Source organism: Methylobacterium oryzisoli (assembly GCF_046557895.1).
GTDB classification, from domain to species: domain Bacteria; phylum Pseudomonadota; class Alphaproteobacteria; order Rhizobiales; family Beijerinckiaceae; genus Methylobacterium; species Methylobacterium oryzisoli.
In genome coordinates this window covers 45,850-51,967 of record NZ_JBKIBX010000028.1, presented here as the reverse complement: position 1 = coordinate 51,967, position 6,118 = coordinate 45,850, and the positions used below count along the sequence as shown (strand labels likewise).

Here is a 6,118-nt window from a genome sequence, read left to right as displayed (position 1 = left end):
GTTCCGGCTGCGCACCCGGAAGGCGAGGACCAGCATCAGGATGCCGAAGACGATCGCGTAGGCGGCGAGCCACGCGGTGAGCACCGCGAGCGAGACGACCGGGTTGATCAGCAGGGCGATCCCGAACAGCACCGAGCAGACTCCGCCGAGCACCAGCCACCAGCGCCCGTGGTCGAGGTGGAGGCGGAACGCCGCCGCGATCATCAGGGCGCCCGACACCAGCGCCCAGGCCGCCGCGAGGTAGACGAAGGCGAGCAGCGTGCTGCCCGGCCAAATGAAGGCCAGCACGCCCACCGCGATGTCGAGCAGGCCCTCCGCCAGGAGAAAACCCCAGCGCTCGTGCCGCTGGGCCGCCCGGACGGCCGCCACGATTCCGGCGATGCCGTCCACCAGCATGTAGGCCGAGAAGAAGATCACCAGCGTGAGCAGCGTCGCGAAGGGCGAGATCAGCGCGACGATGCCGAACAGGATCGAGACTGCGCCGCGCAGCGCGATCAGCCACCAGTTGCGGGCCAGGACGGCGCTCATGGCGCGAAGGCGGTCGGAGCCCGGATCGGTGGTCGGAAGAGGCGTTCCGGCGGTCATGGGAAACTCCGGCGATGATGTGCGCGCATCAAGCTCAGCCGGCGCACATTGTGCTGAACGCACCGCAACCTCCCGCGTTCCTGCTTCCCTTACGTCGCAAAGTAACCTTCCGAAGCGACGGTCCGGACCGATTGCTCGTGCGGGCCTCCGAAGGCGAATCGTCTCACGTTGGGGAACCGGCACCGGGTGCTGACATTTGTCTGCCCGAGGTGGGCGCCTGTCGCGGCCGCGCACGCGGCCGTATCCGGATCATCAGCGATGTTGGACGACCAGACCGGCGCGAGACACCGCGACGGACAGGACCCTGGCGACCGCCCGCAGACTCCGCCCGAGGCCGAGCCCGGGCCGGATGCCGAAGCGCCCACGGGCGTCGAGGACGGGAGGAGGACGGGCCTGCTGCGCCGTCACCCGCTCTGGTTCGCGGCGGGCGCCGTGCTCCTCCTCGTGGCAGGCGCCGGCGGGTATTGGTACTGGCTGACCTTCCTGCACCCCTACGAATCCACCGACGATGCCTTCGTGGCGGCGCGCCAGTTCGCGATCGCCCCGAAGGTGCCGGGCTACATCGTCGAGGTGCCGGTGACCGACAACCAGCACGTCGCGGCGGGCGCCGTCCTGATACGGATCGACCCGCGCGATTACGAGATCGCCCTGCAGCAGGCGCTGGCCCAGGTGGCCGCGGCCGAGGCCTCGATCCGCAGCACCGAGGCCCAGATCGCCGCCCAGCAGGGCAGCGTCGCCGAGGCGAAGGCCCAGGTCGAGCAGACCAAGGCCGCCCTCGCCTTCGCGCAGACCGACGCCGCCCGCTACCAGGATCTCGCCTCGCGCGGGGCCGGCAGCGTGCAGCGCTCGCAGCAATCGACCTCCGAGCAGCAGCAGCAGCAGGCCAACCTGCAGCGCGCCGACGCCGCCGTGACGGTGGCCGAGCGCCAGATCGGCGCGCTCGAGGCCCAGAAGGCGAGCGCGCAGGCGAGCCTCGCCCAGGCACGCGCCCAGGAGGCCCAGGCCCGCCTCAACCTCGGCTACACGACCGTGACGGCCGCCCAGAGCGGCCGGGTGGTGCGCCTCACCGGCGCGGTCGGCCAGTACGCGCAGGCGGGCCAGGCGCTCAGCATGTTCGTGCCGGACGACATCTGGGTCACCGCCAACTTCAAGGAGACCCAGATCACCGACATGCGCCCGGGCCAGGGCGTCGATGTCGAGATCGACGCCTATCCGGACCACAGGATCACCGGGCGGGTCGCCTCGGTGCAGCCCGGCTCCGGCACCGCCTTCAGTCTGCTCCCGGCCGAGAACGCCACCGGCAACTACGTCAAGGTCGTGCAGCGCGTGCCGGTCAAGATCGTGGTCGAGCACTGGCCCGACGACGTGGCGATCGGCCCCGGGATGTCGGTCGTGCCGACGGTTCGGGTGCGGTGAGCGAGCCCACTTCCGGCCAGGCGGCCGGCGGGCACAATCCCTGGATCGTCGCCATGGTGGTCGCGCTCGCGACCTTCATGGAGGTGCTCGACACCACGATCGCCAACGTGGCGCTGCGCTACATCGCGGGCGGGCTCGCGGTGGGGCCCGACGAGGCCGCCTGGGTGGTGACGAGCTACCTCGTCTCCAACGCGATCGTGCTCACGGCATCGAGCTTCCTGGCCAAGCGTTACGGGCGCAAGGCGTTCTTCCTGGCGGCAATCACGCTCTTCACGTTGTCCTCGGTGCTGTGCGGTTTCGCCTGGAGCCTCGAATCGCTCCTGGTCTTCCGGGTTCTGCAAGGGCTCGGCGGCGGCGGCATGGCCCCGCTCGCCCAGTCGATCCTGGCGGATTCCTTCCCGCCCGAGAAGCGCGGCCAGGCCTTCGCGCTCTACGGAGTCGCCATCGTGGTCGCGCCGGTGGTCGGTCCGACGCTCGGCGGCTGGCTCTCCGACACCTATTCCTGGCACTGGTGCTTCCTCATCAACGCCCCGGTCGGCGTCGTGGCGGTGGTGCTCGTCCACCTGCTCGTCCAAGACCCGCCCGCCGCCGTGGAGGAGCGCCGGCGCCTGCGGCGCGCGGGCGTGCGCTTCGACGTCGTCGGCTTCCTGCTGGTGGCGACCTTCCTCGGTTCGCTGGAGGTCGTGCTCGACGAGGGACAGCGGAAGGACTGGTTCGGCTCGCACCTCATCGTCACCTTCGCGGTCATCATGGCGGTCGCCTTCGTGGCGATGATCCCGTGGGAGCTGAACCACCGGAACCCGGTGGTGGACCTGCGGCTCCTGCTCCAGCGCCAGTTCGGCTCCTGCTTCCTCGTGATGATGGCGACCGGCGCGATCCTGATCGCCACCACGCAGTTCCTGCCGCAGCTGCTGCAGGATTATTTCGGCTACACCGCCACCTGGGCCGGCCTCGCCCTCTCGCCGGGCGGCATCGTCACCTGCCTGATGATGTTCGTCATCGGCCGGGTCTCCGGCTTCGTGCAGCCGAAATACCTCATCGCTGCGGGCGCCACGATCATCGCCTTCGCGATGATCGACCTGACGAACCTCTACGGCGATCTGAATTTCGGCTTCTTCGTCTGGTCGCGCATCTATATCGGCATCGGCCTGCCGATGATCTTCCTGTCGATCACCGCCGCCTCCTACGAGGGGATCACCAAGCAGCAGACCGACCAGGCCTCGGCGCTGATCAACGTGGCGCGCAACGTCGGCGGCTCGATGGGCGTCGCCCTCGCCCAGAACGTCCTCGCCTACCGCCAGCAATTCCACCAGAGCCGGCTGGTCGAGCACGTGGCGCCCTCCGCGCCGGCCTACGAGCAGACCGTCCGCGCCGCGACCGAGTATTTCGCCAGCCACGGCGCCGGCACGGTGGAGGCACAGGGCCAAGCCATCGCCTGGATCGGGCGGCAGGTGCAGATGCAGGCGGCCTTCCTCGCCTATATCGACGTGTTCTGGACGCTCGCCCTGGTCTCGGCCGCCGCCGTGCCGCTGGCGATGATCCTCAAGCCCGTCCGCCGGGGCGGCTCGTCCCCGGCGCATTGACGCGGGCGGCTAGAGCAGCGCCCCGCGCGCTGCACTCGGGTGCCGCTCTAAGTCTTTAATTGATCGCATTTTCTGCGACGAACCGGGATCCACTTCGTCGGACAATGCTCTCGCCCGCTCAGAGCTTGGCGCAGATGCCGACCATGCCGGCGCTGTCGGACGGGCAGGCCACCGTGTCGCCGCCCTCGCCGCGTCCGTAGGTCGGGGCGCCGCCGCGCAGGCAATAGGCCGAGACGATCGTCTCCCCGCTCTCGCAGGCGAGTTCGCAGGCCGAGCCCGAACAGGCGTCGCGGCGCAGGACGCGCAGGGCCGGCGACGCCGCGGCGGGGGCCGCGACCGGTCCCGGCGCCCCTTGCGGGCCGCGCGGCCCCGGCGGGCCGGCCGGCCCCGCCTCGCCCCGGACACCCTGATCGCCCTTCGGCCCCTGGTCGCCTTTCGGCCCCTGCTCTCCCTTGGGACCGGATTCGCCCATGAGCCCGGCCTCCCCTTTGAGGCCCTGCTCGCCCCTGGCACCGGGCTCGCCCTTGGGGCCGGCCGGTCCGGCCATCCCCTGCGGGCCGGTCGGCCCGGGCTCGCCCTGCGGGCCGGTCGCGCCGGTGGCGCCGCAATTCGCCACCACGATCTCGCGGGATTGGTCGCCGGCCCGCAGGGTCGCGACGCAGTTCGGCGGGAGGTAGGGCACGCGCAGCGTGAAGCGGCCGCGGCGGTCGGTCTGGACCGGGATGTCGTCGTCCAGGGTGACGACGATTCCGGCCCGGCCGACGCTGCCGGTGACCCTCAGGTCCCCCGCCTCGATCCGGGCGTCCCAGACCTGGATGCCCGGCGCTGTCGCCGGTGCGGCACGGCGCGGGCCGGCCGCACGCTCGGCACCGGGCGGCGGAGACGGCTCCTGCTGCGGCTGCGCGAGGGCCGGACCGGTCAGCAGGCAGACGGACAGAACCAGCGCGGCGCGGTGTGGGCGCATCGGATCCCCCGGATCGTGGAAGACGGCCCGCACGGGACCGCCGGGCCGCCGCTACCTAAGCAGGTTCGCGCCGCCGAGGCCATGCCCAGAGGCCCGCGCCCGCTCAGGCCTCGTACTCGATCACGTCCTCCAGGGCGTAATGCTTCACCGTGCGGCGGTTGGCGATGAGGTCGTCGATGGTCGGCTCGCCCTTGATCGCACGGGAGATGGCGAGCTTCGTCGCCTCGTAGTTGGTGCGGTAGAGGTCCCGGCGGTCGAGGTTCGGGTCCTCGGCGCAGCGCGGATCGAGCCAGATCATGATGATCATGCACAGCTCGTCCAGGCCCTCGCGCGGCAGGATGCCCTCGATCACGCAATCCACGATCGCGTCGCCGGTGGCGGCCTGAACCACCCCGCCGAGCAGTTCGACGTACTCCGCGGTGTGGATCGTCGCCTTGGTGGTCATCATCGTGGCCGGGCGCACGAGCTGGTTGAGGTCGCGCACCACGAACATCCGGGTGTGGCCCTGCACCTGCCCCATCATCGACGCGAAGGCCGTGCCGACCGGGCCGCGGACGGAGCCGATCAGCACCTCGGGCATGGCGTCGGTGTACTGGCCCTCGGCCGCGAGCACCGTGGCCTCGCCGGTGCGGAAGACAATCTCGCTCATGGCTCGTTCCCGTTGCGGCCGAGGCGCCCGGCGGCCCCACGCCGTTCCGGGGCCGCACCCATCACGCGGGACCGGGCGGGTCAACCGTGGACACGCCGCGCGAGCGGATCGCCCGCCACGGAAAATGGTCTATAGGGCAAGGTTCCGGCGCAGACGCGCCCCCGAGACCCCGATGCCGCCATGAGCGATCGCGACTGGACCCTGCGGGTCGCCCCGACCGAGGCGGGCGTGCAGGTCGAATTCGGCCTCGCCGATCTGGGCGGCGAGCCGGTGACGGCCGTCATCACCCTCGACCGGGCGGAGGCGCGCCACTTCGCCCGGGCGCTGCTCGCCGCGGCGGGCGACGCGGCCGAGCGCACCTTCCCGCATCCCGTCCCGCCGACCAACGGTCAGTAGCGGCCCGGCAGGCGCTGCACCTTGGCGCCCGGCCTCTCCACCGGCTCGGCGCACGCATAGGCGAATTCGGTGCGCAGCTCGGTGAAGACGGTCTCGCCGATGATCCGGCAGGTCTCGCGGCCGGTCTCGGCCAGGTAGGTCACCGCCGCCTCTTGGAAGCGGCTGCGACGCGTGAGCGCCGGGTCGGCCCCGTTGAGACCGCAGCCCGCGACCTCGCGCAGGCCGTTCGAGACGATCAGCATGCGGCGCTGCTGGCGTTCGTCGAAGACCTCGTAGGGCTCGTTGCAGCCGATCGTGACCACCTGCGCCCGCAGGCTCGCATAGGTCTTCGAGGTGTAAGCGAACTCCGTGCAGCCCGCCGCGGCGAGCCCGACGAGGAGCACGATCCCCCACAGCCCTGTCCGCTTCGCGCCCGTCCCCGCCACTTGCCGCAATCCTTCGCCGCGCCTCGCGCCGGCCGTTCGGCCCTGCCGCCAAGCTTTGGGCGTCCGGGGGCCGCGGGTCAACCCCGGCGGCCGGGTCCGC

General features: G+C 71.3%; 7 protein-coding genes. 3 read left to right on the top strand and 4 right to left on the bottom strand.

The genetic code is table 11. The annotated features are described in order from the left end of the window. Positions 1 to 585, bottom strand: a 585-nt coding sequence (locus ACKUB9_RS22780; RefSeq protein ID WP_410825915.1) for an HdeD family acid-resistance protein, incomplete at its 3' end; no start/stop codon positions are given. Between the two features lie 258 nt (positions 586 to 843). Between ACKUB9_RS22780 and ACKUB9_RS22775 the strand changes: the two genes are divergently transcribed. Continuing rightward, positions 844 to 2,001, top strand: coding sequence for an HlyD family secretion protein (locus ACKUB9_RS22775; protein WP_407527046.1), 1,158 nt, complete (start codon positions 844 to 846; stop codon positions 1,999 to 2,001). Between the two features lie 53 nt (positions 2,002 to 2,054). Beyond that, complete coding sequence (locus tag ACKUB9_RS22770; protein ID WP_407527129.1) at positions 2,055 to 3,584, top strand: DHA2 family efflux MFS transporter permease subunit; 1,530 nt, start codon at positions 2,055 to 2,057, stop codon at positions 3,582 to 3,584. A gap of 118 nt (positions 3,585 to 3,702) precedes the next feature. On the opposite strand, the gene ACKUB9_RS22765 is transcribed toward ACKUB9_RS22770, so the two are convergent. Both ACKUB9_RS22765 and ACKUB9_RS22760 read right to left on the bottom strand, forming a co-directional pair. Next, a complete protein-coding gene (locus tag ACKUB9_RS22765; protein ID WP_407527044.1) occupies positions 3,703 to 4,548 on the bottom strand; it encodes a collagen-like protein in 846 nt (281 codons plus the stop codon). 103 nt (positions 4,549 to 4,651) lie between these two features. Continuing rightward, positions 4,652 to 5,197 (bottom strand): formaldehyde-activating enzyme, encoded by a 546-nt coding sequence (locus tag ACKUB9_RS22760; RefSeq protein ID WP_407527041.1) that lies wholly within the window; start codon positions 5,195 to 5,197, stop codon positions 4,652 to 4,654. 180 nt (positions 5,198 to 5,377) lie between these two features. Between ACKUB9_RS22760 and ACKUB9_RS22755 the strand changes: the two genes are divergently transcribed. Continuing rightward, positions 5,378 to 5,593, top strand: a complete 216-nt coding sequence (locus tag ACKUB9_RS22755) for a hypothetical protein (protein WP_407527038.1) — start codon at positions 5,378 to 5,380, stop codon at positions 5,591 to 5,593. On the opposite strand, the gene ACKUB9_RS22750 is transcribed toward ACKUB9_RS22755, so the two are convergent. Then, positions 5,587 to 6,018 (bottom strand): hypothetical protein, encoded by a 432-nt coding sequence (locus ACKUB9_RS22750; protein WP_407527036.1) that lies wholly within the window; start codon positions 6,016 to 6,018, stop codon positions 5,587 to 5,589. The genes ACKUB9_RS22755 and ACKUB9_RS22750 overlap by 7 nt on opposite strands. Positions 6,019 to 6,118: the final 100 nt, after the last annotated feature.

Bases quoted from the DNA above. Each gene is read 5' to 3' on its own strand.
- ACKUB9_RS22775 (WP_407527046.1), top strand. From the start codon at position 844: ATGTTGGACGACCAGACCGGCGCGAGACACCGCGACGGACAGGACCCT.
- ACKUB9_RS22770 (WP_407527129.1), top strand. From the start codon at position 2,055: ATGGTGGTCGCGCTCGCGACCTTCATGGAGGTGCTCGACACCACGATC.
- ACKUB9_RS22765 (WP_407527044.1), bottom strand. From the start codon at position 4,548: ATGCGCCCACACCGCGCCGCGCTGGTTCTGTCCGTCTGCCTGCTGACC.
- ACKUB9_RS22760 (WP_407527041.1), bottom strand. From the start codon at position 5,197: ATGAGCGAGATTGTCTTCCGCACCGGCGAGGCCACGGTGCTCGCGGCC.
- ACKUB9_RS22755 (WP_407527038.1), top strand. From the start codon at position 5,378: ATGAGCGATCGCGACTGGACCCTGCGGGTCGCCCCGACCGAGGCGGGC.